Genomic DNA, 23,839 nt, shown 5'->3' on the forward strand with positions numbered 1-23,839 from the left:
GGTCCTTCCGGCCGCAGAATTTCAAGGGCCGGCCTTGCGCCGGCTCTTCTCGTTTCCATCTAAAGCGCGACGCGGTCTTTCAGATCCGCCTGCCGCGCTTTAGGAGTTTGGTTTGAGCGTGCCGTAATCGCAAAACCGCCGCGTGTTTTTGCGCGACATGCTTGATAGTGACGCGCGGGCAAAATGATGGTAAAGCCGGCGCCAACAGCGGACAGATCGCGATAACAGTCGCCGTTCCGCCATTCAATTTCTGCCGATGTGCCGTCATGCGCCCGCAAGTCTTCCGGCTTACCCCCTGAAGCGCGCGGGCTCGCAGAGCCGGCACATGTTCGAATTCGGGATAAATGCCTATGTCCGTCATGGATGCGATCGTTGTCACCAAGCCGCAGGCGCGCACGTCCGCCAACATCGAGAAACCCTCATTGATCGGCCTGTCGCGTGAGGAGATGGGGGCGGCACTCCGGGAAAAGGGTGTGGCCGAGAAGCAGATCAAGATGCGCGTCTCGCAGCTCTGGAACTGGATCTATGTGCGCGGCGTCTCCGACTTCGACCATATGACGAATGTCGCCAAGGACATGCGGGAGATGCTGAAGCAGCATTTCACCATCGCACGTCCCGAGATCGTCGAGGAGCAGGTCTCCAACGACGGCACGCGCAAATGGCTGCTGCGCTTCCCGCCGCGGGGCGCCGGGCGTCCCGTCGAGATCGAGGCCGTCTACATTCCGGAAGAGGGCCGCGGCACGCTCTGTATCTCAAGCCAGGTCGGCTGCACGCTCACCTGTTCCTTCTGTCATACCGGGACGCAGCGTCTGGTGCGCAACCTGACGGCGGAGGAAATTCTTTCGCAGCTGCTGCTTGCCCGCGACCGACTTGGCGATTTCCCGGACCGCGAAGCGCCGCAGGGTACGATCATGCCTGCCGAGGGCCGCAAGGTCAGCAACATCGTCATGATGGGCATGGGTGAGCCGCTTTATAACTTCGATGCCGTCAAGCAGGCATTGCTGATCGCCACGGATGGTGACGGCCTGTCGCTGTCCAGGCGCCGCGTGACGCTTTCCACCTCCGGTGTCGTGCCGGAGATCTTCCGCACTGGCGAGGAAATCGGCGTCATGCTGGCGATTTCGCTGCATGCGGTGCGCGACGATCTGCGCGACATTCTCGTGCCGATCAACAAGAAGTACCCGCTGAAGGAACTGATCGAGGCCTGCCGGACCTATCCGGGCCTTTCGAACGCGCGGCGCATCACCTTCGAATATGTGATGCTGAAGGATGTCAATGACAGCCTGGAAGACGCCAAGGGGCTGATCAAGCTCCTGAAGGGCGTGCCGGCGAAGATCAACCTCATTCCGTTCAATCCCTGGCCCGGCACCAATTACCAGTGTTCCGACTGGGAGCAGATCGAGAAGTTCGCCGATTTCATCAATTCGGCGGGGTATGCTTCGCCGATCCGCACGCCGCGCGGCCGCGACATTCTTGCCGCCTGCGGCCAGCTGAAATCGGAATCCGAACGCATGCGCAAGACCGAACGTCTGGCCTTCGAGGCGATGATGATCGCCAATCACGGCGCCGACGACTGATCAGCAAGTTTGATCCTCGCTACAATTCTCCGCGATTGATTTCAGGGGGTGCTTTTCCTAAAAGTGGCGCCAAAATCATTCAGGAGGATCCCCATGCGCCCGATTTTGCTCGCTCTTGCCGCCAGTTTGGCCCTTTCCCTGCCCGCAAAGGCCGATGACGTCACCGTCGCCGTGACGGCGATCGTCGAACATCCGGCGCTCGATGCGGCGCGCAAGGGCGTTCTCGATGCGCTGACGGCCGCCGGCTATAAAGAGGGCGAGAACCTGAAATTCGTCTTCGAGTCGGCGCAGGGCAATCCGGCGACGGCAGCCCAGATCGCCCGCCAGTTCGCCGGCGACGAGCCCAATGTCATCGTGCCGATCTCGACGCCCTCGGCCCAGGCCGTCGTCTCCTCGACGCGTGACATTCCCGTCGTCTTCACGGCCGTCTCCGATCCGCTTGGCGCCCAACTGGTCAAGAACATGGACAAGCCCGGCGGCAATGTCACCGGCCTTTCCGACATGTCGCCGGTCGCCGAGCACATAGCGCTGATCAAGGAAATCCTGCCTGATGTGAAAACCATCGGCTATCTCTACAATTCCGGCGAGGCGAATTCCGTTTCGCTGCTCGCCGTGCTGAAGGCTGAAGCCGAAAAGGCTGGCCTGAAGGTGGTCGAATCGGCTGCCACCAAGTCGGCCGAGGTCCAGGGTGCGGCACGCGCGCTCGTCGGCCGCGCCGATGCGATCTACATTCCGACCGACAACACGATCATCTCCGCGCTCGAAGGCGCCGTCGCGGTTGCCGAGGAGAGCAAGCTGCCACTCTTTACCGCTGACACGGATTCGGTTTCGCGCGGTTCGATCGCCGCCCTCGGCTTCAACTATTATGATGTCGGCAAGCAGACCGGCGACATCGTCGTGCGCGTACTGAAGGGCGAGAACCCGGGCGACATCGCTGTCAAGACTGCCGCCGGCAGCGACCTCGTCGTCAACAAGGCTGCGGCCGAGAAGATGGGCGTCACCCTGCCGCAAAGCGTGCTTTCCCGCGCTACCAAAGTCATCGAATAGTCGGCCGGTACGTCTAGCGCCTTCGCCGTATTCAGCCGCTCTCGTTTGCACGGGAGCGGTTGTTTGTATTAAAAGGCTCCGTTTCGCGACGGGCGGAACGGACACAAAAAGGGGCTGAAAGCCTTGAGCCAAATCGCATTCTGGGGGGCCGTCGAGCTCGGCCTAGTCTATTCTTTCGTCGCCCTTGGGGTCTATCTCGCCTTTCGAGTTCTCGATTTTCCCGACCTGACCGTCGACGGCTCCTTTCCGCTTGGCGCGGCGGTGACAGCCGTGCTGATCATTGCCGGCGTCAACGCCTGGCTTGCGGCTCTGATCGCCATGGCAGCCGGTGCGGCTGCGGGCATGGTGACGGCGCTGCTCAACGTGCGCTTCAAGATCCTCAATTTGCTCGCCTCGATCCTGACGATGATCGCGCTGTTTTCCGTCAATCTGAGAGTGATGGGCAAACCCAATGTCGCCCTCATCAATGCCGACACGATGATCAGCCCGTTCTTCGGCCATGGCCTTCGCGATTTCTACGTGCGGCCGCTCTTCGTCGGTATTCTGGTCGTCATTGCGCTCATCCTGGTCTGGCGTTTCCTGGAAAGTGATGCGGGACTGGCAATGCGGGCGACCGGCGCCAATGCAAGGATGGCGCGGGCCCAGGGCGTCGATACCAGCCGGCAGATTTATCTCGGCATGGCGATCTCGAATGCGCTGGTGGCGCTCGGCGGCGCCCTGTTTGCCCAGACGAACGGCTTTGCCGACGTCACCTCAGGCGTCGGCACGATCGTCGTCGGCCTCGCTGCCGTTATCATCGGCGAGACGTTGCTCGGGCGGCGCGGTCTGCTGATCGCGTTGATCGGCTGTGTGCTCGGCTCGATCCTCTATCGCATCGCGATCCAGCTGGCGCTTTCGAGCGACGTCATCGGTCTGCAGGCGTCCGATCTCAATTTCGTCACCGCCGTGCTGGTGACCGTGGCGCTCATCCTTCCCCGTTTGCGTGGAGGTGCCGCGTCGTGATCAACCTCAAGAACATCAAGGTCGTCTTCGGGCGCGGCACGCCGCTGCAGAAGCAGGCGCTCTCGGGTGTCAGCCTGACGATCGAGGAAGGCTCCTTCGTTACCGTCATCGGCTCGAACGGCGCCGGCAAATCGACGCTGCTCGGCGTGCTCGCCGGCGATGTGCTGGCAAGCGAGGGGCAGGTGCTGATCGGCAATGCCGACGTGACCCGCAAGACGACGGCGGCGCGCGCCGGACTTGTCGCCCGGATCTTTCAGGATCCGCTGACCGGAAGCTGCGGTGCCTTGTCGATCGAGGAGAACCTGGCGCTTGCGGCGCGGCGCGGCGAGCGGCGCAGGCTTGTTTCGGCGCTTGGCGCAAAACGGCGCGAGCATTTTCGCGAGAGGATCGCCGAGCTCAATCTCGGGCTCGAGAACCGCATGAAGGACCGCATGGACCTGCTGTCCGGCGGCCAGCGGCAGGCGGTCTCGCTTGTCATGGCGACGCTGGCGGGCTCGGAAGTGCTGCTGCTCGACGAACATACGGCCGCTCTCGACCCCGGCATGGCAGAATTTATCATGGGCCTGACCCAGAAAATCGTTTCCGAGCGCAAGCTGACGACGCTGATGGTGACGCATTCGATGCGCCAGGCGCTCGATTATGGCCACCGGACGGTGATGCTGCATGGCGGCGAGATCGTGCTCGATGTCGCCGGCGACAGCCGCAAGACATTGCAGGTCGAGGATCTGATCGCGATGTTCCGCAAGATGCGCGGGCAAACGCTGGATGATGACGCCCTGCTGATAGGTTGACGCCGACAGCGTGCTGATCGGCTAGGCCGACAGCGGGCTGATCGGGTAAACCGACAGCGGGCGGACCGATTAAATGGCTGCGGGCTATTTCGCCTGGGTGAGCAGGATCTTCGCGGCGAAGACCGAGAAGACGCCGGCGAAGGTGTAGTCCATGCCGCGCAGCACTTTCTTGTTGTTCTGCAGCCAGGAGGCCAGCCAGTCGGCGGCAAAGACGACGCTGGCATTGACCGGCATGCCGATCAGGATGAAGCAGAAGCCGAGAAAGAGCAGCTTTTGGGTGACGGCTGGATCGCCGGCGCTGACGAATTGCGGCAGGAAGGTCATGAAGAAGATGATGACCTTGGGGTTCAGAAGATTGACCCAGAAGCCCGACGAGATGTTCGAAAGTGGCGTGCCCTTCTGCTCCTCGACCTTGGCGACGGTGAGCTTCGAACCGAAGCGGATCGCCTGCACCGCCAGCCAGAGCAGATAGGCAGCACCCCCGGTCTTCAGGATCAGGAAGGCGGTCGGCGAGGCGGTGATCAGCGCCGAAATGCCGAAAGCGACCAGCATGGTGTGGACGACGATGCCGAGGCTGGTGCCGACGACAACGAAGAGAGCCGCCTTTTTGCCCTGGGCCAGCGCGCGGCTGATCGACAGCGTCATGTCGGGGCCTGGGGTCGCCGCGAGCAGCAGCGTCGCGGCGGCAAAGGCGAGAAGGGTCGGCAGGCTCGGCAGGAAATCCATGACACACTCTGAAAGCCGGAAAAGGATCTGGGGATCTCTTACCCAGCTTTCAGAAAATTACCAATCAAACCTTCTGATGGTGCCGATTACTTCTGGTCGAGGAAGGCCTTGAACTTGTCGGCGAAGTCCTTGTGCCAGCGTGACAGCGGCGGGCGGTTCTCGATGATATCGCCGGCCGCCCAGGCCATCCGGCGTTCGTCGACCGGACGCGCCACATCATTGTCGGGGCAGAGAATATAGAAATCGCCGCGTTCGAGGCTTTCGACCATGAAATCGACGGTCTGTTCCGGCGTCCAGGCGGCAGCCGGTTTTTCCGCGCGGTCGCCCTTGGTGAGGCCGGTGAAGACGAAGCCGGGGATCAGAAGATGGGCGGAGATCTTTCCGCCTTCGGTGTTGCGAAGCTCATGCTGCAACGCTTCGGTGAAGACTTTCACACCAGCCTTGGAGATGTTGTAGGCGGGATTGCCGGGCGGTGTGGTGATGCCCTGCTTGGAGCCGGTGTTGATGATCAGGCCGGGCTCGCCGTGCGACAGCATCTTCGGGCCGAAGGTGCGCGTGCCGTTGATCACGCCCATCAGGTTGACGGCGAAGATATGGTCCCAGTTCGCCTGCGGGCTGAAGATCGAGGTTTCCGGGCCGATGCCGGCATTGTTCATCAGCACGTGCACACGGCCGAAACGCTGGAGTACGGCGCGCTCGAGCGCCTCCAGGGATTCCTTGACTGCGACGTCGGTCTCGACCGCCATCACATTTTCCTCGCCGGCAATGGCCTTGAGTTCATTGGCGGCGTCGGCCAGCCGATCGCCGCCGAGATCGGCGATGGCGACGCTCATGCCGCGTCCGGCGAAATATTTCGCCGCGGCAAGACCGATGCCGGAGGCGCCGCCGGTGATGACGGCAACATTGGACTTCTTGAAAATGTCTTGAATATTCGTCACGGGGCAGCCTCTCCTCGAGCATTTGCGGACGCTGGCGAATATGGGCTCCGCTTTCGCGCTGTCAAACGGTATCGGCACTATCAGCGTCGCACTTGGTCTTGCGTCACGCGCCAATCTCGCTAAAAGTGCCGCGACACCGGGTTTTCGCCGGCCTTTTATGCAACGGACCTCATCATCATGGCATCATACAAAGACGTGAAGAAAGTCGTTCTCGCCTATTCCGGCGGCCTCGACACCTCGATCATCCTGAAGTGGCTGCAGACGGAGCTCGGCGCCGAAGTCGTCACCTTCACCGCCGATCTCGGCCAGGGCGAAGAGCTGGAACCGGCGCGCAAGAAGGCCGAGATGCTCGGCATCAAGGAGATCTACATCGAGGATGTGCGCGAAGAATTCGTGCGCGATTTCGTCTTCCCGATGTTCCGTGCCAATGCCGTCTACGAAGGCGTCTACCTGCTCGGCACCTCGATCGCCCGGCCCCTGATTTCCAAGCATCTGATCGATATCGCCCGCAAGACGGGTGCGGATGCGATCGCCCATGGCGCGACCGGCAAGGGCAACGACCAGGTCCGTTTCGAACTGTCGGCCTATGCCCTGAACCCCGACATCAAGATCATCGCGCCGTGGCGCGATTGGGCGTTCAAGAGCCGCACCGATCTGCTGGCCTTTGCCGAGCAGCATCAGATCCCGGTTGCCAAGGACAAAAAGGGCGAGGCGCCGTTCTCCGTCGACGCCAACCTTCTGCATTCCTCTTCCGAGGGCAAGGTTCTTGAGGACCCTTCGCAGGAAGCGCCTGAATATGTGCATATGCGCACCATTTCGCCTGAGGCCGCACCCGACAAGGCAACGACCATCAAGGTCGGCTTCGAGAGAGGTGACGCGGTTTCGATCAACGGCGTGCGCATGAGCCCGGCGACGCTGCTCGCGACACTCAACAATTACGGCCGCGACAACGGCATCGGCCGTCTCGACCTCGTCGAGAACCGCTTTGTCGGCATGAAGTCGCGCGGCGTCTACGAAACTCCAGGCGGCACCATCCTGCTCTCGGCGCATCGCGCCATCGAATCGATCACCCTCGATCGCGGTGCCGCCCATCTCAAGGACGAGATCATGCCGCGCTACGCCGAGCTGATCTATTACGGCTTCTGGTTCTCGCCGGAGCGCGAGATGCTGCAGGCGCTGATCGACAAGAGCCAGGAGCATGTCGAAGGCGAAGTGACCCTGAAGCTCTACAAGGGCAATGTCATGGTCATCGGCCGCGAAAGCGAAAAGTCGCTCTATTCCGACAAGCTCGTCACCTTCGAGGACGATCAGGGCGCCTACGACCAGAAGGATGCGGCCGGCTTCATCAAGCTCAATGCGCTGCGCCTGCGCACGCTCGCCAAGCGCAACCTCGTGAAATAATCACGGTTCACCTTCGAACCGGATATCAGCCCGCCGGCATTGCCGCGCGGGCTCTTTTATTGCTCCGCGATTCACGCGGCGACTGCATCCACATGCAGCCTGACATCACCGCGACGCGGTCCCCAGCTTTCGGCCCAGAGCGGCAAGCCGACAAGATTGGCTATGCGCGATGCCGCTTTGGCAGGGTCTAGCCGCATTCCCTCTCCGTTATCCGTCACGGCAAAGCCATCGTCCGCCTGATCGAGACAAGTCACTGCCAGCCCGGCTTTGACGGCGATACCGCCGCGGTCCAATGCCAGATCGTGTGCAATGGCCTCGCGCAACACGCCGAGATCGAGCGGGGCGAGCCTTAAGGTACCCTGCCACTCGTTTGGCGCATTGGTGGGATCTGCGACATTGATGCCGGGGAGCGCGGAAACTTCGCCCTTGAGGGGCCCTGCACCATGCCGGGTGGTGTAGCAGCGCGTCGCATATGTTGCGTCCAGCTCTGTGATACCGGCCTCGACGGCGATAGCGAGCATGTTCGCGAGCCCGGTATTCGAACGGGTGACGTGTGGAAAGGCGCCACTATCCTGATCGAGCAGCAAACCTTGGGCGGCCTCGAAGATGATGGTGCCGCGTTCGCACAGCCGTCGGTCGGGCCAGAGCGTGACGCGGTCGAGATAGGCGGCGCAATCGGCCTCGAAGTGGCCGATGGTGATGTCGTCGGCCAGCGCGGTGGCGAGTTCTGCGGGCAAGGCGGTGATGCCCAGCGCGGCAAGCCGGACTGGTACCCAGGCGTCGCGGATGGAGACAAGGCGGGCGCGCAGATCGGGACTGAACAGATCCTTCGTCGAGAGGGCGAATTCCGGGCGCAGATTGCGCTCGATGGTCTCGCCGAAGCCGAGGCCGCAACTGCCGTGGCGGGCGGTGCCGCGTGCCAGCTCCAAGGCCTGGTTGATGATGACGTCGAACGGCGTCGTTACCAAGGCACGTGGATCGCTGCTGATCTTCGGCGTCACACCAAGCTGGCCGAGGGCCGCCAGCTCGTCGAGCAGCAGCATCGGATGGGCGACGAAGAAACGGCTGAAATGTGTGGCCGCCCCGGCAAAGCTGCCGGAGCCGACATGATGAAAGACATGGCGGGCGCCCGCGGCACCAACCACGGTGTGGCCGGCTTGGGCGCCGCCATTGCTGCGAACCACCACGGCCCCCGGCGTGGCCGCGGCAAGGCAATCGACCATCAGTCCTTTGCCTTCATCGCCATAAAGCGCGCCGATCACGGCCTGTGCTTGGGTACTCATCATGCTGCTCCTCAAGATGGCGCCCAGAGCCATCGCCCCGGGCTTTGGAAGGTCTGGCTTAGAAGAAGGGCAGCAGGCGCCGCTTCGGACGAATGCCGATGGCCTTGGCGACGGCTGCCGCTGCCGCACCGGGCCAGCTTGCGGCCACGTCGCCCGGATCCCGACCCTCGGTGATCTCGATGATCGAAACCACCAGTTCAGCAATGCGTCTGTGATCATCGAGCACGAAAGTGCGGCCAGGTAGCAATGGCTGCCAGCTCTCGAGCACCCGGTCGAGCCTCGTGGCCGCATAGCCCTCGCGGATGACGATGTGGAAGACCTCGTAGGACCTCTGCGCCATCGCAAGGCATTCCCGGGCGCTTAGACCGCGCGGCGGTTCGATGCCAAAGATGCGCGCGATCTGGTGGGCGGCCAGGCCGTTGTGAACCGGTTCGTCGCCAATGGTGAAGAGATAGCCCTTGCGGCCGCGCTTTTCGAAGGCATCGGTCGAGGTCTTGAGGGCCGCCAGAAGGTGGGCGGCGCTGTAGCTCTCGCCATCATTGCCACCGCCGTTGCCTTCCAGCCACAAGGCGCGGATCTGGCTGGCAAGCGAGATATCGGCCTCGAACTGGGTGGCCTGCAGAGGGGCCGCATCGGTAAACGCATCTCCGACCGCTGCCACCATGATATGTGGATCGGACACCGGGCGGCGGTCGTAGATCTCCGATGTCAGGGTGATGAGCCCGCCGCGCATGAGCTCATGAGCGATCATGCCCATCGAGCCAGTTACATCCGAGGCTAGAATAATCGGGGTCGATTGCGGATTGTAGGCGCTGTCGCGGCTCTCGCGGGTGGAAAAACGCGCCGGATCGAACTGCGGATCGATGCCGGTGGCACCGAATACCTCGGACCGGCTGCGGCCATCCACATGGCGCGCATTGTAGGCGGCCCAGTCGCCCGTGCTGAAACGTCCCATACCCATGGCATCACTCCTTTGCTTATTGCCTGGCGATCGGCTCCGGTGTCACCCGCCGCCTCGTTGATCATGATATAAACTTGCAAAGTGCATTTTGCAAGTTGCTATTTGCAAATTGTTATTTTTTCGGTCGGCCGCTATGAGGACCAGGACAACACTGGCCGGGAGGATGCTGATGGCAGAGGATGAATTTGCACGGCCGATCGTGACAGTCGACATCGTTTTGCTGACGCTGCACGAAGGACGATTGTGTGTCGCGTTGCTGCCGCGGTCCGCCGAGCCGTTTGCCGGCGTTCCGGCGCTGATTGGCGGCTATGTGCATACGGACGAGGATGTCGATGCGGAGGCAGCCGTGCGGCGCATCCTCAAGGCCAAGGCAGGGCTCGAGGGCATATTCTTCGAACAGCTCGGAACCTTCGCTTCGGCGCGGCGCGACCCCCGCGACTGGTCGGTATCGATTGCGTATTTTGCATTGGTCCCACAGGGAGCACTGGCTGGCGGCACAAGCCCTCTCGAATTGCGGCCGGCCGAGGCTGCAGGCGAACTGCCCTTCGACCACAATGGGATCGTCACCGCCGCGCTGGAGCGGTTGCGCGGCAAGGGCGCATACTCGACCATTCCCGCGAGGCTGCTTCCAGAGGTCTTCACAATGTCGGAACTGCAGGCAATCTATGAAATGGTCATGGGTGAACGGCTGGATCAAAGTGCCTTTCGCCGCAAGATCAACGATCTCGATCTGCTCGAAACGGTCGAGGGCGAAAAGCGGCAGACTGAGCGGGCCCGGCGACCGACGACACTCTATCGGTTGAAGACGCCAGTTGCTGTGTTCGATCGAAGAATTTGAGTGCATCGGCTGCCCCTTTCTCATCGAATGGGTGGCGGACTGCACGGCGAAACATCTGCTGTGGGAGAGACGTTGCCGCGATTGCATCTCCCTTTCGTGGCCACGTAGCCACCCTTGACGGATGGCCGTGATCGCTTAGTCTGCGGTCATCATCTTCCGGAGCATTTCCATGACGCAGTCTTTGCTCTTCGGCGCCTTTCTGGCGGCGCTCTTCTACGTGCTCATTCCAGGACCTGCCTTCCTGCAGCTGCTCGGCATCGGCGCCGGGCAGGGCCGCAAGGCCGGCGCTTTCTTCATGATGGGGCATCTGGTCGGGGATCTTATCTGGTCGTCGCTGGCGCTGATTGCGATCGTCGGCGCAAAGACGATCGGAACCTTCGTCTTCGACCTGCTCGGCCTTGCCTGCGGTTTCTACCTTGCCTGGATCGGCTGGAGCGCCGTCAATGCCAAGCCGAAAGCGGAAGGGCAGGCGCTTGTTGTGGTCGAGCGGCCGTTTCGCCGCGGTCTGATTTTCGGCGTCACCAATCCGAAGGGTTATCCGGTGGCGCTCGCCACCTTCACCGCACTGGTTGCAGGCTCGGCCGGCGCGCTCGATTTCGAGGCGCTGCCGGTGCTGCTCGGCGTGTCCTTCGTCGGTTTCGTGACTGCCGACATCATCCTGATCGGCATCATCGGCGCCGGTACGGTGCGGCGCTTCTATCGCGCCCATGAGCGGTTGATCGTGCGCTGCTCCGGCGTGCTCTTCATGGGATTTGCCGCCCAGGCGCTCTGGCACGCAACGCCCGGCTTGCTCGGCTGGCGCAAGGCCTGATTAAAGCGCGTCGCGCTAAACTTGAATCATGCGACGCGCTTGTCTTTGTTGTTATGCATGTCGCTATCCTAAAACCGCTGCGCACTTTTCGGCATCATGCTCCGATCAGCCATCGAGGAAATTGACGATCGATTTTAGCGTCTGGACCTCGTTAGCATCGCCGATCGACATGGCGACCTGCAGCTGGTTCTTGTAATAATCGAGGAAATTGAAGCTGGTGCCGTCGGTGACGCTGGAGAGATCGATGACGTTGCCGAGTGGATCGATCGCATGCATCGGCAGCGGTTCGGAGATCGCGGCGTAGGTATTCTGATCGATCAGGCCGCTGTCGAAGCTCTGGCGTGCGTAATTGCGCAGCTCTCCAGGGCTGACCGCGGTGAAATCCGGGCCTTCGCCAACTTCGTCTTCGATCTGGAACGAGGCCGGGGCGACAGCTCTGGTCTCGATTTCAATATCAGAGGTCTTCGAACTTTTTGCGTTATTAGGATTGTTTTTAAAAAGCAAACTCTGAGAAGACCGCACAGAAAAAATTTCCATGGCGCATGTCCCCTTACAAGAAGAACATCGGAAAACTAGCGCCTGCGCGTGATTCGCGTCAATCGTTAACGATTGGTTAATTTTCACGTATCAATTGTTGTCCACGAGATTTGACGGACGTCCATCAGATTGGCAGACGGGGCAAAAGGCCCTACCCGGCAACATACCAATTTCACGACGGCTCTCCTATATTGACGATCCATCTGCATGCCAAAAGGAATTCTCCGATGCCTTCTCCACATGATTTCAATCCGGCGCTGGTGACCTGGGACGGTCTTCACGGCCTGCCGCGTTTCGATGCCCTGGATGACGGTGATTTTGCCGCCGCCTTCGAGGCCGCACTTGCCGCGCATGAAAGGGAAATCGACGAAATTGCCGGAAACGGCGATGCGCCGACATTCGCCAATACGGTCGTGGCGCTGGAGATTGCCGGCGACGCACTGTCGCGCGTTTCGGCGCTGTTCTGGAACAAAGCAGGCGCGCATACCAATGATGTGATCCAGGCGCTGGAGCGGGAGATCTCGCCGAAGATGTCGCGCCACTATTCGAAGATCGGGATGAATGCGGCGCTTTTTGCCCGTATCGACACGCTCTGGGAGAATCGCGAGACGCTTGGCCTGACGCTCGAACAGACACGCGTGCTGGAACGCCATTGGAAAGGCTTCGTCAAATCGGGCGCCAAGCTTGACAAGGCCGAGCAGGAAAAACTCGCCGCGATCAATGAAAAGCTTGCCGGCCTCGGGACGCAATTCGGCCAGAACGTGCTGGCCGACGAGAAAGCCTGGGCACTGGTCCTTTCGGACAGCGCCGAGCTCGAGGGTCTGCCGGAATTCCTTCGTGACGCGATGGCGGCGGCAGCGCGCGAACGCGGCGAAGAGGGCAAATATGCGGTGACGCTGTCACGCTCGATCATCGAGCCGTTCCTGACCTTTTCGGAGCGCCGCGATCTGCGCGAGCAGGCTTTCAAGGCATGGGTGGCGCGCGGCGAAAATGACGGGGAGACGGACAACCGCGCGGTCATCAGGGAAACGCTGGCGCTGCGCCATCAGGTCGCGACGCTGCTTGGCTACGGCAATTTCGCCGAGCTGAAGCTCGACAACACGATGGCGAAGACGGCGGATGCGGTGAACGGGCTGCTGAGGGCTGTCTGGGCGCGGGCGGTGAAACGCGCAGGCGAGGAGGAGGTCGATATCGCTGCACTGATCGCCGAGGAAGGCCGGAACCACGAGGTGATGCCCTGGGACTGGCGCCACTATGCCGAAAAGATCCGCGCACGGAAGTTCGATTTCTCCGAAGCCGAGCTCAAGCCTTATCTGCAGCTCGAGAAGATCATCGAAGCCTGCTTCGACGTGGCCGGCCGGCTGTTCGGCATCCGCGCCGTCGAGAAGAAGGGCGTGGCCGCCTATCACCCGGATGTCAGGGTGTTCGAAATCAGGGACCGCGAGGACAAGCTCGTCGCCCTGTTCCTCGGCGATTATTTCGCCCGCAGCTCGAAACGCTCCGGCGCCTGGATGAGCTCGCTGCAATCGCAGCACAGGCTGGAACTGAAGGATGGCCGCCACGGCGAATTGCCGATCATCTACAATGTCTGCAACTTCGCCAAGCCGGCGGAAGGCAAGCCGGCGCTGCTGTCGCTCGATGATGCCCGCACGCTGTTTCACGAATTCGGCCATGCGCTGCACGGCATGCTTTCTAATGTCACCTATCCCTCGGTTTCGGGCACCGGCGTTTCGCGCGATTTCGTCGAGCTGCCGTCGCAGCTCTACGAGCACTGGCTGACGGTGCCCGCTATTCTGAAGCGCTATGCCGTGCATGTCGAAACCGGCGAGCCGATGCCGCAGGCCCTGCTCGACAAGGTGCTGGCAGCGCGCACTTTCAATGCCGGCTTCAATACGGTCGAGTTCACCTCGTCGGCGCTGGTCGACATGGCGTTTCACACGAGAACGACCGTCGAGGACCCGATGGCGGTGCAAGGTGAGGTGCTGGCCGAGATCGGCATGCCGAAGTCGATCGTCATGCGCCATGCGACGCCGCACTTCCAACACATCTTTTCAGGCGGTTATTCGGCCGGCTATTACTCCTACATGTGGTCGGAGGTGCTCGACGCCGACGCCTTCGCCGCCTTCGAGGAGACGGGAGACGCCTTCAACGGCGAGATGGCGCGCAAGCTCAAGGACAACATCTATTCCGTCGGCGGCTCGGTCGATCCGGAGGACGCCTACAAGGCCTTCCGCGGCAAACTGCCGAGCCCGGATGCGATGCTCGTCAAAAAAGGACTTTCGACCTTCGAGGAATTGACAGGCAGCGACGCCTAAGACAATTTGATGACATGCGATGATGCGGCGGGGCGACAGCCTTGCCGCAGCTTTTGCGCGTTCCCCCCTTTCGCAAACGCAAAAAAAACTGTATGGACGCCCCAAACTAATAGGCGCGCCCTCTAGAGCGTGCGCCCCAGCTTCAGAGATTTCACATATGGCACTTCGCAATATCGCGATCATCGCGCACGTTGACCATGGCAAAACGACCCTGGTGGATGAGCTTCTCAAGCAGTCCGGCTCGTTCCGCGAAAATCAGCGTGTCGCTGAGCGCGTGATGGACTCGAACGATCTCGAAAAAGAACGCGGCATCACCATTCTCGCCAAGGCGACCTCGGTGGAATGGAAGGGTGTCCGCATCAACATCGTCGACACCCCCGGCCACGCCGACTTCGGTGGTGAAGTCGAGCGCATTCTCTCGATGGTGGATGGCGCGATCGTTCTCGTCGATGCGTCCGAAGGCCCGATGCCGCAGACCAAGTTCGTGGTCGGCAAGGCGCTGAAGGTTGGCCTTCGCCCGATCGTCGCGATCAACAAGATCGACCGTCCTGATGGCCGCCACGAAGAAGTCATCAACGAAGTTTTCGACCTCTTTGCAAACCTCGACGCGACCGACGAGCAGCTCGACTTCCCGATTCTCTACGGTTCGGGCCGCGACGGCTGGATGAACGTCAATCCGGAAGGTCCGAAGGATCAGGGTCTTACGCCGCTTCTCGACCTGGTGCTCAAGCATGTTCCGGAGCCGACCGTCCACGAAGGTCCGTTTACGATGATCGGTACGATCCTCGAAGCCAACCCCTTCCTCGGTCGCATCATCACCGGCCGCATCAATTCCGGTTCCATCAAGCCGAACCAGGCAGTGAAGGTTCTCCACGCCGACGGCAAGACGATCGAAACCGGCCGTATTTCCAAGATCCTCGCCTTCCGCGGCATCGAACGTCAGCCGATCGAAGAAGCGCATCAAGGCGACATTATTGCGATCGCCGGCCTTTCCAAGGGCACGGTCGCCGATACCTTCTGCGATCCTTCGATCACCGCACCGCTGCCGGCGCAGCCGATCGATCCGCCGACCGTCACCATGTCCTTCATCGTCAACGATAGCCCGCTGGCGGGCACCGAAGGCGACAAGGTGACCTCACGCGTCATCCGCGACCGCCTCTTCAAGGAAGCAGAAGGCAACGTCGCTCTGAAGATCGAAGAAGCCGAAGGCAAGGATTCGTTCTACGTGTCCGGCCGCGGTGAACTTCAGCTCGCCGTTCTCATCGAAACCATGCGTCGCGAAGGCTTCGAGCTTGCCGTGTCGCGTCCGCGCGTCGTGATGCACAAGGATGAAAGCGGCCAACTTCTTGAGCCGGTCGAGGAAGTCGTCATCGACGTCGACGAAGAACATTCCGGTGTCGTCGTGCAGAAGATGTCCGAGCGCAAGGCCGAAATGGTCGAGCTGCGTCCGTCGGGCGGCAACCGTCTGCGCCTGCGTTTCTACGCACCGACCCGTGGCCTGATCGGCTACCAGTCGGAGCTGCTGACGGATACGCGCGGCACGGCGATCATGAACCGCCTGTTCCATGACTACCAGCCCTACAAGGGTGTGATCGGTGGCCGCGTCAATGGCGTGCTGCTCGCCAACGCTCCCGGCGAAGCCGTCGCCTATGCGATGTTCAACCTGGAAGATCGCGGCCCGATGATCATCGAGCCGGGCGAAAAGGTCTATGCCGGCATGATCATCGGCATCCATTCGCGCGACAACGACCTTGAAGTCAACGTCCTGAAGGGCAAGCAGCTCACCAACATCCGCGCCGCCGGCAAGGACGAAGCGGTGAAGCTGACGCCGCCGATCCGCATGACGCTTGATCGCGCGCTCTCCTGGATCCAGGATGACGAGTTGATGGAAGTGACACCGAAGAATATTCGTCTGCGCAAGATGTATCTCGACGCAAACGATCGCAAGCGTTTCGAAAAGTCGAAGGCCGCTCTCTGAGAGCCTGAAACGCGTCGCACTCTTTCAGAAATCCTTTAAACCCCGGCCTTCACGCCGGGGTTTTTTATTGTGCGCCGCGTCGATTCCATCTTGTGACAATCGTTAAAAAAGCGTTAACTTTTGACCGTCGTCCACATATCAAGTCTGTGGGCAATCGATCACAATGCCGCTGTGCATATGGTTAATTGCCCTCGGCGGGACCAGAGTAAACGTTATGAAGACGTTGTCGATCGATGTCCGGCGGGCCGAGCCGCAAGATGCCCGAGCCATATCGGAAACACACAGGCTTGCCTGGCAACACACCTACGCGGGCATCATTCCGCATCGCGCGCTGACGCAGATGATCGAGCGGCGCGGCGAAAGCTGGTGGCGCAAGGCAACGCGCGGACCGGCAACGCTGCTGGTTCTCGATGTTGCCGGAACAGTTGCCGGCTACGCGACGCTCGGCCTCAACCGCGCCCGCGCTTTGCCGCAGGAAGGCGAGATTTACGAGCTTTATCTTCGGCCCGAGTATCAGGGCATCGGCCTCGGCAGGATGCTGTTCGGCGAGGCGCGCCGGCTCTTGAAGTCGCTCGGCTGCAACGGGCTGGTTGTCTGGTGCCTCGAGGAAAACGAGAACGCCAGCGACTTCTACCGCAATCATGGCGGCGTCGATTTCTGCGAAGGCATGGAAAGTTTCGACCACAGGCAATTGAAGAAGATCGGCTTCATCTGGAGCTGAGCGGCTGCGTCATTCCCTATATTAGGCAGCACTTCAAATGCTGCAGCGGCCTTTGCGCTTCTGAAAAGTGCGCGGCGCTGGAGTCAGCCTACGACTATCTCCTATTAGAAACTTTTGATGTGAATGGGCGCCGGTGCAGTTAAGCATTGACGCTGTGCCATGTTGCGTTGCCACATGAAACTGATTATCTGGCTGCCAGCAAATTCAACCTCGCGGGAGTTTCTTATGCGCATCGACGCCATTTCAATCGGCAACAATCCACCTGAGGACGTCAACGTTATCGTCGAGGTTCCGGTCGGCGGTCATCCCATCAAGTATGAGATGGACAAGGAAGCCGGCACGCTGGTGGTCGATCGTTTCCTCTATACGCCGATGACCTATCCGGGCAATTATGGTTTCGTGCCGCACACGCTGTCGGAAGATGGCGACCCGATCGACGTACTGATCGCCAGCACCCGCCCGCTGGTTCCAGGCTGCGTCATCAATGTGCGCCCGATCGGCGTCCTGAAGATGGAAGACAATTCCGGCAAGGACGAGAAGATCATTGCCGTGCCGTCGCCGAAGCTGACGCTGCGCTATGAGAAGGTAAAGGACTACACCGATCTTCCCGAGATCACGCTGAAGCAGATCGAGCACTTCTTCGAGCACTACAAGGATCTGGAGCCCGGCAAGTGGGTGAAGATCTTCGGCTGGGGTGACTCCAAGGAAGCCGGCGAACTCATCCTTGAAGCCGTCGAGCGCGCCAAGAAGAAAGGCTGATTGTTCAGCCTAAAAATATCTCGAGCTTTTTTACCAAATCCTCCGGGTCGCCCTCGATCCGGAGGATTTTTTTGCGCGCGGTCTCACCCGAGACGAGGCTGACGCTGGATTTGGGAATGCGCAGGGATTTTGCGATCAAAAGGATGAGTGCCTTGTTGGCCTTGCCTTTCTCGGGCACGGCAGTGACGCGTGCCTTCAGGAACGCTTCACCCTCGCCGTCGGCCTCGATGCCATCGATCGCGTCCCGCCCGCCATTCGGCGTCAGCCGGACGGCGAGGCGCAGATGGCCATCGAAAAGGCTCCAGGGACGGCTCAAGCGACCAGCGGGTACAGCGTGGTCCAAAGCAAGGTGCGCAGGAAGAAGATGATCAGCAGCAGGATGATCGGCGAAATGTCGATGCCGCCAAGGTTCGGCAGCAGGCGGCGGATCGGCTTCAGCACCGGTTCGGTGACATTATAGAGGAATGTGCCGACCGAATTGACGAACTGATTGCTGGAATTGATAACATTGAAGGCATAGAGCCAGGAAAAAATGGCACTGGCAATCAGGATCCAGGTGTAAATATTCAAAGCCAAATCAATGGTTTGAAACAGCGCAAACATCGTCGTCTCCAATTCGTTGTTGACAGACATGTAGACATTGGCGACTAAACGAGCAAGTGCCGTGTGGAAACGCACGGTGAATCATGTTTAACGGGCGGCTTTGCCGCTATTCCGGCGCCCGTCTCCTCGGAAAACCTCCATGTCGTTTTCGCCCACCGGAGACCGTTTTGCCGCGTTCCGGCATTCGTCCTACACGCGGTTCTTCTTCGCGCGCTTCCTGCTTTCCTTCTCGCAGCAGATCGTCAGCGTCGCCGTCGGCTGGCAGATGTACGATCAGACGGGCAGCGCGATCTATCTCGGTTTGATCGGTCTCGTGCAGTTCCTGCCGTCGCTGCTGCTCATCCTCGTCACCGGTTCGGTGGCCGACCGGTACAATCGCCGGGCGATTGCCGCACTCTGCTCGTTGGTGATCGCGCTCTGCACGCTGGCGCTGCTGGTTATGACTGTCATGGGGACATTCACGCCCTTGCCTGTTTTCGCGGTGCTTTTGATCTTCGGCATCGAGCGCGCCTTCATGTCGCCGGCGGTGCAGTCGCTGGCACCCAATCTCGTGCCGGAGGAGGCGCTCTCCAATGCCATCGCGTGGAATTCGTCGTCCTGGCAGCTCGCGGCAATCACCGGCCCGGTGCTCGGCGGTCTGCTCTACGGCGTCAGCGCAACGACCGCCTATACGGTGGCGGTGATCTTTTCCGTGCTTGGCGCCGCCCTTCTCTACATGATCCCGAAACCGGTACAGAAGACGACCGGCGAGACCAAGAGCTGGGCGATGATCCTTGGTGGCTTCAGTTTCATCCGCGCCGAAAAGGTGGTGCTCGGCGCGATCTCGCTCGATCTCTTCGCTGTCCTGCTCGGCGGCGCGACGGCACTGATGCCGATTTTTGCACGCGATATCCTCACTCTCGGTCCCTGGGGCCTCGGACTGCTGCGCGCCGCACCCGGCCTTGGCGCCATCGTCATGGCGGTATTGCTTGCCGCCTATCCGCTCAAACATCGCGCCGGCATCTACATGTTCATCGGCGTCGCCCTGTTCGGCGTCGGAACGATCATCTTCGGCGTCTCGACCAACACCGAAGTCTCGATCGCGGCGCTGGCGCTGATGGGGGCGGCCGACATGGTGTCGGTCTATGTCCGCGAGAGCCTGATTGCGCTCTGGACGCCGGATCAGTTGCGCGGCCGCGTCAATGCGGTCAACATGGTTTTCGTCGGCGCTTCGAACGAGCTCGGGGAATTCAGGGCGGGCACGATGGCGGCGATCTTCGGCGCGGTGCCGGCGGTCGTCATCGGCGGGATCGGAACGCTTGTCGTGGCGGCGATCTGGGCGTCGAGTTTCCCCAAACTGCGCAGGATCGATACGCTGGACGCGCCCACTCCATAGTCGGAATCGACTATGCGCGGATGGCGATAGAGGACGTCGCCTTTGCCGTCTTTCCCTCGAAGACGATGTCGAGAAATTCGGTCAACCAGGCTTTCAGCGGCGCGTCGAACAGCATGCGGCCTTCGAGATGTTCGCGGCCCTGCTGGGCATTCGGCAGGATGAAGCGATGGGCGCCATGCACGACCCAGCGATGCATCATCACCCGGGTCAGTTCGGCATGGAACTGCAGGCCCCAGGCATTGCCGTCGTAGCGGAAGGCCTGGTTCGGATAGGCATCGCCTTCGGCCAGCAGGTCGGCGCCGCGCGGCAGCTCGAAGCCCTCGCGGTGGAAATGATAGACCATCCTCGGCCAGTGCATCAGCAGGCGGCCCTTCTCGGTTGGGTGCAGCGGATACCAGCCGATCTCCGTCGAGCCGTCGGCATTCGACTGCACCTTGCCGCCGAGATGATGCACCAGCATCTGCGCGCCGAGGCAGATACCGAGGTAGGGGCGTTTTTCCCGCAGGGGAACATCGATCCAGTCGATTTCCTTCTTGATGAAGTCATCGGGATCGTTGGCGCTCATCGGCCCGCCGAAGACGACGGCGCCGGCATGGTCTTTAAGTGTTGTCGGAAGCGGCTGGCCCAGAACCGGGCGGCGGATATCGAGGCGATAGCCCTTTTCGACCAGCAATTGGCCGACACGGCCGGGGCTCGACCGCTCCTGATGCAGGACGATGAGGATCGGGCGCCCGTCGCGGTTCTGGTTTTGCTCAGTCGGTATCATCTTGCGCAACCTGGACATCCGTCACCCTGGCGGCGGCCTCCTGCCGCTTCTGGATGCGCTCGCGCGAGGAGACGCCGAGCAGATCGGCGATACGCCAGATCACATGGTCTTCCATCTCGCTGCGTTCGCCATCGGCATAGACGATGTCCCAGAGGACGCCGATCAGCTCGAGGCGTTGCTCGGTATTGAGATGACGTTTCAGGTCGGCGGTGAAGCGATAATAGTCGACGGCGGAGCTTTCGGCCTCAAGGCCGGCGGCTATCAGAGCATCGAGCTGCTTGCCGTCGAGTGAATACTGCTCCTTCAGGAGCTTGCGCAGCCGCTTCTTCTCGCTGGCCTTGATCTGACCATCGGCCTCCATGACCTGCATGCACAGCGCTGCCACTGCGATGCGGGGATCATCAGGGGCAAAACCTTTCTTCGGGTGGTCGGCGGTGAGATTCTGGAAGAATGCCTGAAAGCGTTCGAACATGCGGTTTTCGTTCCATTTCAGAAAAGGCGGAGCCGTGTCTTGGGTTCCGGTTCCACCCTGGGATCGCGAACGCCGGGATCATCCGGCAGTCCGCCAAAGAAAGGTTTTGTCTCGCTCGGCGCGGGCGCTTTATCGCCCGCGGCCGGTTCGGCGGGTTTCGGTTTTGCCGATGTCGGTGCCGGTGCCGGCGTGGGGCGCACGGCCTCGGCAATCGTCGCGGCGCGTTCCAGCTCAATGATGCGATGGTCGTTGACCGGGCTTTCCGGTCTGACGTCACGCAGCGGCGGCAGTGTCTTCAAAGCGGTTTCGATCGAGGCCGGCGCCGAACCGTCTTCGAGCGGACCCTCGATCTGGCCGAAGGGCGCCTTCCATTCGAAGGCGTCGAGACGGCCGGTCACGGGCGATACCGGCAGCCATTTGTCGGACACGAAGCCGTCTGCCACCCAGGCCGGATCGCGCGGCGCCTTGAGCGCCTGGGCCAGCCAATGGCGCACGCGACCCTGGTCTCCGGTCTCGGCTTCTTCGATGTCGGCCAAAAGCAGGTAGGCGGCTTCACGCGGCTGCATGCGGGCCGCCGCTTCCGCCTTGGCACGGGCCTTGGCGAATTCCTGCGCGTCGAGTGCTGCCTGGGCGACGACGAGAAGGGATTCGACGTTGTTCGGGCGCTGCCCTTCCAGCCGCTCGGCGCGCTTCAGCCGGTCGAGCGTGGAATCGCCGCTGCGGGCCCGGACATAGGCTTGGCCGATCTCAGGATGCGGCGCCGATTTCCAGGCCTGTTCGAGGATCGAGGCGGCCTTGCGCACGCCGCCTTCGCGGAACAGCGCCTTTGCGGCAATGAGGGCGGCCGGAATGAAATCGGCGGCAAGCTTCAGCGCCTGCAGGGCGTCGTCGCGGGCACCCGTCGGGTTGCTTTCCAGCTTCTCGGCGGCGCGCGCCGTCAGGAGGACGGCGTGCAAACGGTTGGCTTCGGCCTTTTCGACGACGCGGGCGGCCTTTTGCTGTTCGAGTAGGCGGATCGCATCATCCCAGCGGCCGGCCTGACTGCGATATTCGAGCGTCGCCTGTGCGGCCCAGGGAAGATATGGCGCGTTGTCGGCAGCCTTTTCGGCATATTGGCGGGCCGCCTCGTTGGCCCCGAGACGGCGGGCTTCGAGATAGAGGCCGCGCAGGCCGAGTTCGCGCGTCTCTGGATCGTTGGCCATCGCCTCGAACTTGGCGCGCGCCTCATCATGGCGGCCTTCGATCAGGGCGGCCTGGGCCTCGAGCAGGTTGATCAGTGGTTCCTGATCGGCGCGGATGAGGCCACGCGAGCGGGCGGCCATCTTACGGGCGAGCAACGCATTGCCGGCGCCGGCGGCGATGAGGCCGGTCGACAGTGCCTGATAACCGCGGTCCCGCTTGCGGGCGCGGAAATAACGCGTCACCGAATACGGTGAGGTCCAGATGAGACGGACGAACCACCAGGCGATCATCACGGCGGCGATGAGGGCGATGATCGCGCTGGCGGCGACGATCAGCCTCGTCTGGTAGATCTGGCCCTCCCAGATCAGCGAGAGGTCACCGGGACGATCGGCGAGCCAGGAGAAGCCATAGGCGAGAAGCAGCACGAAGAGGGCGAAGACGACAAGGCGGATCAGCATGGTCTCATCCTTCCTTGCCGGTGCCGGAAACCGCTTTCGACAGCGCCCCGCCGACCAGTTCCTCGACGCGGATGCGTGCTTCGAGCGATTGCTTGAAGGCGGTGGACGCCTGCTTGCCGAGGGCAGGCAGATTGTTCCATTCGGCGGATGCGCCGGGCAGGTCGCCGCTTTTCACCTTGTCCTCCATGCGGGCGGCGATTGCTTCGACGCTTTCGCCCTCGATATTGCCGACGGGACGGACGCTCACCAGCGATTTGGCGCTCGACATCAATCGGTCCGACCAGCTCTGGTTCGGGTCCGGCTGGTTGACGGCTTCGACGATCGCGGTGGCGACATCGGGAACCTCGCCCACCAGCTCGGCGCGTGAGGGAATGCCGGTCTCGGCAAAGGCTCTAAGGTCGGCAACGGCTGGATCGTCGGGTGCGACGCCGGCAAAGGTGTCGAGTTCGGCCAGGAACGGGCCACCGCGATCGATCGCCACCTTCAGGGCGGCAGCGGCGATCGCCCGGGCAACGGCGACGTCCTCGCGCGGCTCGTTCAGCTTCTTTTCGGCCTCTTCGAGGCGCTTGGCGATATCGGCGCCGTTCGTCGTCTGCTGCTCGGATGACTGGGCAAGCGTCGAGCGCAGCTGGTCGACCTGACCGGTCAGTTCAGCAATCTTCTGGTTGAGTGCCTCGACGTTAACAGAATCGGCCGGTGCGGCGACCGCGGGGGCCTTCGCAGCCGTTTCCAGCGCAGCGATCCGCTTCTCAAGCTCACCATTATCCGCACTCGCCGGATTGGCGGCAAGGTTGGCGACGGCCTGTTTCAGGCCGTCGATCTCGCCGGCAAGATCGGCCGTTTCCGGCGAGGTCGTCTGCGGCGCGGAGGAGCCCGGGAGGTAACCCGCATACTGGATGGCGCCGGCGCCAAGCAGTGCCACGAGGCCGCCGAAAATGCCGGCGGCAATGAGACCGGAGGTGCCGGCGCTCTTCGGCGCAGGCTGTTCGGGAGGAGGGGTAAAGGAAGGTTCTGGAGCTGCCGGTTCCTCCTCCGGCGCATCCATCACAGGCTTCTCTTCATCTTCGGCATGCGATGCAGTCTCGGTTTCGGGCGGCAGTCCGACATCGGCGGCAGCGGTGCTGTCGGCGTCGGCAGTTTCATTGTCTACCGGTTTTTCGGTGTCGGCTGCAGCGGCGAATTCCTGTGCATCGAGGTCGATCGTGACCGGCTCGTCGGCGCTCTTCGAATGGCGTGGCGGGTTTCCCGATACCATGAGGTCCTCTTTATTCTGCATTGCAACGAAACTAGACAGTGAT

23 protein-coding genes are annotated in these 23,839 nt (G+C 61.5%); 12 read left to right on the forward strand and 11 right to left on the reverse strand.

What is annotated here, in order from left to right; genetic code table 11:
- Window positions 1-350 precede the first annotated feature (350 nt).
- From rlmN to AC1D2N_RS11830, 4 genes are all read left to right on the forward strand, one after another.
- The gene (gene rlmN / locus AC1D2N_RS11815) at window positions 351-1,577 is read left to right on the forward strand and encodes a dual-specificity RNA methyltransferase RlmN (protein WP_018243955.1); all 1,227 of its coding nucleotides are present in this window, start codon (window positions 351-353) and stop codon (window positions 1,575-1,577) included.
- Window positions 1,578-1,670: 93 nt separating this feature from the next.
- Window positions 1,671-2,624 carry an ABC transporter substrate-binding protein gene (locus AC1D2N_RS11820; protein ID WP_130653238.1) on the forward strand — a complete coding sequence of 318 codons (954 nt, stop codon included), beginning with the start codon at window positions 1,671-1,673 and terminating at the stop codon, window positions 2,622-2,624.
- Window positions 2,625-2,747: 123 nt separating this feature from the next.
- Window positions 2,748-3,626 carry an ABC transporter permease gene (locus AC1D2N_RS11825; RefSeq protein ID WP_018243953.1) on the forward strand — a complete coding sequence of 293 codons (879 nt, stop codon included), beginning with the start codon at window positions 2,748-2,750 and terminating at the stop codon, window positions 3,624-3,626.
- A complete protein-coding gene (locus AC1D2N_RS11830; RefSeq protein WP_130653237.1) occupies window positions 3,623-4,417 on the forward strand; it encodes an ABC transporter ATP-binding protein in 795 nt (264 codons plus the stop codon). The genes AC1D2N_RS11825 and AC1D2N_RS11830 overlap by 4 nt, the downstream gene beginning before the upstream one ends.
- A gap of 84 nt (window positions 4,418-4,501) precedes the next feature.
- On the opposite strand, the gene AC1D2N_RS11835 is transcribed toward AC1D2N_RS11830, so the two are convergent.
- Complete coding sequence (locus tag AC1D2N_RS11835; RefSeq protein ID WP_017995428.1) at window positions 4,502-5,143, reverse strand: LysE family translocator; 642 nt, start codon at window positions 5,141-5,143, stop codon at window positions 4,502-4,504.
- An 86-nt stretch (window positions 5,144-5,229) separates the two neighbouring features.
- A complete protein-coding gene (locus AC1D2N_RS11840) occupies window positions 5,230-6,081 on the reverse strand; it encodes an SDR family NAD(P)-dependent oxidoreductase (RefSeq protein WP_112905472.1) in 852 nt (283 codons plus the stop codon).
- Between the two features lie 177 nt (window positions 6,082-6,258).
- On the opposite strand from AC1D2N_RS11840, the gene AC1D2N_RS11845 reads away from it, so the two are divergent.
- Window positions 6,259-7,482 (forward strand): argininosuccinate synthase, encoded by a 1,224-nt coding sequence (locus AC1D2N_RS11845; RefSeq protein WP_028733549.1) that lies wholly within the window; start codon window positions 6,259-6,261, stop codon window positions 7,480-7,482.
- Window positions 7,483-7,553: 71 nt separating this feature from the next.
- Here the strand turns inward: AC1D2N_RS11845 and AC1D2N_RS11850 are convergent, their stop codons facing one another.
- A complete protein-coding gene (locus AC1D2N_RS11850; RefSeq protein WP_047620298.1) occupies window positions 7,554-8,765 on the reverse strand; it encodes an adenylosuccinate synthetase in 1,212 nt (403 codons plus the stop codon).
- Window positions 8,766-8,823: 58 nt separating this feature from the next.
- The gene (locus AC1D2N_RS11855; RefSeq protein WP_130653236.1) at window positions 8,824-9,726 is read right to left on the reverse strand and encodes a hypothetical protein; all 903 of its coding nucleotides are present in this window, start codon (window positions 9,724-9,726) and stop codon (window positions 8,824-8,826) included.
- Window positions 9,727-9,895: 169 nt separating this feature from the next.
- Between AC1D2N_RS11855 and AC1D2N_RS11860 the strand changes: the two genes are divergently transcribed.
- On the forward strand, window positions 9,896-10,564 hold the full coding sequence (locus AC1D2N_RS11860) for an NUDIX hydrolase (RefSeq protein WP_028733546.1): 669 nt from the start codon (window positions 9,896-9,898) through the stop codon (window positions 10,562-10,564).
- A 169-nt stretch (window positions 10,565-10,733) separates the two neighbouring features.
- Complete coding sequence (locus tag AC1D2N_RS11865; protein ID WP_024320406.1) at window positions 10,734-11,375, forward strand: LysE family translocator; 642 nt, start codon at window positions 10,734-10,736, stop codon at window positions 11,373-11,375.
- 105 nt (window positions 11,376-11,480) lie between these two features.
- Here the strand turns inward: AC1D2N_RS11865 and AC1D2N_RS11870 are convergent, their stop codons facing one another.
- Window positions 11,481-11,912, reverse strand: a complete 432-nt coding sequence (locus AC1D2N_RS11870; RefSeq protein ID WP_018243940.1) for a hypothetical protein — start codon at window positions 11,910-11,912, stop codon at window positions 11,481-11,483.
- Between the two features lie 227 nt (window positions 11,913-12,139).
- Between AC1D2N_RS11870 and AC1D2N_RS11875 the strand changes: the two genes are divergently transcribed.
- The 4 genes from AC1D2N_RS11875 (at window position 12,140) to ppa (ending at window position 17,685) form a co-directional block, all read left to right on the forward strand.
- Entirely contained in the window at window positions 12,140-14,227 is a 2,088-nt protein-coding gene (locus tag AC1D2N_RS11875; RefSeq protein ID WP_130653235.1) for a M3 family metallopeptidase, read from the forward strand.
- 157 nt (window positions 14,228-14,384) lie between these two features.
- On the forward strand, window positions 14,385-16,205 hold the full coding sequence (gene typA / locus AC1D2N_RS11880) for a translational GTPase TypA (RefSeq protein WP_018243938.1): 1,821 nt from the start codon (window positions 14,385-14,387) through the stop codon (window positions 16,203-16,205).
- Window positions 16,206-16,419: 214 nt separating this feature from the next.
- Window positions 16,420-16,926, forward strand: a complete 507-nt coding sequence (locus AC1D2N_RS11885) for a GNAT family N-acetyltransferase (protein WP_018243937.1) — start codon at window positions 16,420-16,422, stop codon at window positions 16,924-16,926.
- 225 nt (window positions 16,927-17,151) lie between these two features.
- A complete protein-coding gene (ppa, locus tag AC1D2N_RS11890) occupies window positions 17,152-17,685 on the forward strand; it encodes an inorganic diphosphatase (protein ID WP_011653868.1) in 534 nt (177 codons plus the stop codon).
- A gap of 4 nt (window positions 17,686-17,689) precedes the next feature.
- Here ppa and AC1D2N_RS11895 read toward each other — a convergent pair whose 3' ends face one another.
- Together AC1D2N_RS11895 and AC1D2N_RS11900 are read right to left on the reverse strand one after the other, a co-directional pair.
- Window positions 17,690-18,001 carry a DUF167 domain-containing protein gene (locus AC1D2N_RS11895; protein WP_028733542.1) on the reverse strand — a complete coding sequence of 104 codons (312 nt, stop codon included), beginning with the start codon at window positions 17,999-18,001 and terminating at the stop codon, window positions 17,690-17,692.
- Complete coding sequence (locus AC1D2N_RS11900; RefSeq protein WP_018448228.1) at window positions 17,998-18,288, reverse strand: YggT family protein; 291 nt, start codon at window positions 18,286-18,288, stop codon at window positions 17,998-18,000. The genes AC1D2N_RS11895 and AC1D2N_RS11900 overlap by 4 nt, the downstream gene beginning before the upstream one ends.
- A gap of 139 nt (window positions 18,289-18,427) precedes the next feature.
- Here AC1D2N_RS11900 and AC1D2N_RS11905 point away from each other — a divergent pair, with 139 nt between their 5' ends.
- Window positions 18,428-19,663 carry an MFS transporter gene (locus tag AC1D2N_RS11905; protein WP_130653234.1) on the forward strand — a complete coding sequence of 412 codons (1,236 nt, stop codon included), beginning with the start codon at window positions 18,428-18,430 and terminating at the stop codon, window positions 19,661-19,663.
- Between the two features lie 10 nt (window positions 19,664-19,673).
- Here the strand turns inward: AC1D2N_RS11905 and AC1D2N_RS11910 are convergent, their stop codons facing one another.
- From AC1D2N_RS11910 to AC1D2N_RS11925, 4 genes are read right to left on the reverse strand one after another with little or no spacing between them, the layout of a single operon-like run.
- On the reverse strand, window positions 19,674-20,447 hold the full coding sequence (locus tag AC1D2N_RS11910) for a glutamine amidotransferase (protein WP_032980581.1): 774 nt from the start codon (window positions 20,445-20,447) through the stop codon (window positions 19,674-19,676).
- The gene (locus tag AC1D2N_RS11915) at window positions 20,416-20,901 is read right to left on the reverse strand and encodes a tellurite resistance TerB family protein (protein WP_065277680.1); all 486 of its coding nucleotides are present in this window, start codon (window positions 20,899-20,901) and stop codon (window positions 20,416-20,418) included. The genes AC1D2N_RS11910 and AC1D2N_RS11915 overlap by 32 nt, the downstream gene beginning before the upstream one ends.
- 17 nt (window positions 20,902-20,918) lie before the next feature.
- Complete coding sequence (locus AC1D2N_RS11920) at window positions 20,919-22,541, reverse strand: heme biosynthesis protein HemY (protein WP_065277681.1); 1,623 nt, start codon at window positions 22,539-22,541, stop codon at window positions 20,919-20,921.
- A gap of 4 nt (window positions 22,542-22,545) precedes the next feature.
- Complete coding sequence (locus AC1D2N_RS11925; protein WP_197728270.1) at window positions 22,546-23,817, reverse strand: COG4223 family protein; 1,272 nt, start codon at window positions 23,815-23,817, stop codon at window positions 22,546-22,548.
- Between the last annotated feature and the right edge of the window lie 22 nt (window positions 23,818-23,839).

The sequence above is a fragment of the Rhizobium sp. P1_B8 genome, from assembly GCF_056406515.1.

Bases quoted from the DNA above. Each gene is read 5' to 3' on its own strand.
- rlmN (WP_018243955.1), top strand. From the start codon at position 351: ATGTCCGTCATGGATGCGATCGTTGTCACCAAGCCGCAGGCGCGCACG.
- AC1D2N_RS11820 (WP_130653238.1), top strand. From the start codon at position 1,671: ATGCGCCCGATTTTGCTCGCTCTTGCCGCCAGTTTGGCCCTTTCCCTG.
- AC1D2N_RS11835 (WP_017995428.1), bottom strand. From the start codon at position 5,143: ATGGATTTCCTGCCGAGCCTGCCGACCCTTCTCGCCTTTGCCGCCGCG.
- AC1D2N_RS11845 (WP_028733549.1), top strand. From the start codon at position 6,259: ATGGCATCATACAAAGACGTGAAGAAAGTCGTTCTCGCCTATTCCGGC.
- AC1D2N_RS11850 (WP_047620298.1), bottom strand. From the start codon at position 8,765: ATGAGTACCCAAGCACAGGCCGTGATCGGCGCGCTTTATGGCGATGAA.
- AC1D2N_RS11855 (WP_130653236.1), bottom strand. From the start codon at position 9,726: ATGGGTATGGGACGTTTCAGCACGGGCGACTGGGCCGCCTACAATGCG.
- AC1D2N_RS11860 (WP_028733546.1), top strand. From the start codon at position 9,896: ATGGCAGAGGATGAATTTGCACGGCCGATCGTGACAGTCGACATCGTT.
- AC1D2N_RS11865 (WP_024320406.1), top strand. From the start codon at position 10,734: ATGACGCAGTCTTTGCTCTTCGGCGCCTTTCTGGCGGCGCTCTTCTAC.
- AC1D2N_RS11870 (WP_018243940.1), bottom strand. From the start codon at position 11,912: ATGGAAATTTTTTCTGTGCGGTCTTCTCAGAGTTTGCTTTTTAAAAAC.
- AC1D2N_RS11875 (WP_130653235.1), top strand. From the start codon at position 12,140: ATGCCTTCTCCACATGATTTCAATCCGGCGCTGGTGACCTGGGACGGT.
- typA (WP_018243938.1), top strand. From the start codon at position 14,385: ATGGCACTTCGCAATATCGCGATCATCGCGCACGTTGACCATGGCAAA.
- AC1D2N_RS11885 (WP_018243937.1), top strand. From the start codon at position 16,420: ATGAAGACGTTGTCGATCGATGTCCGGCGGGCCGAGCCGCAAGATGCC.
- ppa (WP_011653868.1), top strand. From the start codon at position 17,152: ATGCGCATCGACGCCATTTCAATCGGCAACAATCCACCTGAGGACGTC.
- AC1D2N_RS11900 (WP_018448228.1), bottom strand. From the start codon at position 18,288: ATGTTTGCGCTGTTTCAAACCATTGATTTGGCTTTGAATATTTACACC.
- AC1D2N_RS11905 (WP_130653234.1), top strand. From the start codon at position 18,428: ATGTCGTTTTCGCCCACCGGAGACCGTTTTGCCGCGTTCCGGCATTCG.
- AC1D2N_RS11910 (WP_032980581.1), bottom strand. From the start codon at position 20,447: ATGTCCAGGTTGCGCAAGATGATACCGACTGAGCAAAACCAGAACCGC.
- AC1D2N_RS11915 (WP_065277680.1), bottom strand. From the start codon at position 20,901: ATGTTCGAACGCTTTCAGGCATTCTTCCAGAATCTCACCGCCGACCAC.
- AC1D2N_RS11920 (WP_065277681.1), bottom strand. From the start codon at position 22,541: ATGCTGATCCGCCTTGTCGTCTTCGCCCTCTTCGTGCTGCTTCTCGCC.
- AC1D2N_RS11925 (WP_197728270.1), bottom strand. From the start codon at position 23,817: ATGCAGAATAAAGAGGACCTCATGGTATCGGGAAACCCGCCACGCCAT.